Source organism: Pseudoalteromonas sp. SG43-6 (assembly GCF_014164365.1).
Taxonomy (GTDB): domain Bacteria; phylum Pseudomonadota; class Gammaproteobacteria; order Enterobacterales; family Alteromonadaceae; genus Pseudoalteromonas; species Pseudoalteromonas rhizosphaerae.
The window spans coordinates 1-845 of the sequence record NZ_JACJEZ010000146.1 but is presented as its reverse complement, the minus strand read 5'-3'; the positions used below and the strand labels follow the sequence as shown (position 1 = coordinate 845).

Here is an 845-nt window from a genome sequence, read left to right as displayed (position 1 = left end):
GACCAGCTACTTGAATACTGGCAAATACTCGGGTTCAGCGGCTTTGCCGATGGTTTATTTTGGCTGACAAATCCAGCGGATTATCAAGACATTCTTGACCGATTTTTAGAAGACACCCCGTTTGAACAACACGATATTTATTATGTTATAGCGCGTAATGCCTGGGGCAATTTAAAACTCTACGGTGAGAAAACCGGACATTCTGTGGAAATCAGCCCTTACCTTAATTGGATGCGGACTAAGCAAGGAAATGAACAAGATATTAAAGCAGGTAACACTGAGCGGACAATAAAAAATTTTATAGCATTTCAAGAAGTTGAAGACCTTGATATAGAAAACAACCAAAAGAAACCACTTTTTCCTGCGGCATTAAAAAAACATGGCCCACTCAATGCTGGTGAAGTGTACGGCTTTGCGCCATTTTTATTTATGGGTGGCGAGAAAAAAATCAAGAATATTGAAAAGTGCGATATTTTTGCCCATTTGAATTTAATTGCCGACATGGGGGATATGGAAATTATTGATATGGCTTCTATGGTACGTGGCGCTATTAAGCAGTACGAATAACGCTGTATGCAAATGTGATTAGTTGAGGACTTAAACGAGCTTTATTTGGCACACATAACTTAATGAAAAACTTAGACTTAAAGAAAAAAGTTTCAGTAACACATGATGAGCTATATTCATTAGAAATGTTTTTTAATATTAACTTACCAATTAGCGGAGTTTTTCAAGTTAGTTGTCGCCTCAAGTTAAATTTTATGCCGCCCGCATTTCTTCTTTTTTCTCAGGATTCAAATTTACTTCGTTTATCATTGACCAATCTCGTGACTTTCCTGACCAAC

The 845-nt window shown here is 37.3% G+C and carries 1 protein-coding gene and 1 pseudogene; both read left to right on the top strand.

Annotated features, from left to right (window positions below; translation table 11 throughout):
• Positions 1-567 (top strand): GAD-like domain-containing protein (locus H5201_RS22515; protein ID WP_182785458.1); only part of this gene is annotated, 567 nt, incomplete at its 5' end.
• Positions 568-629: 62 nt separating this feature from the next.
• Positions 630-845 (top strand): annotated as a pseudogene (locus H5201_RS23000) (hypothetical protein); the annotation flags it as partial.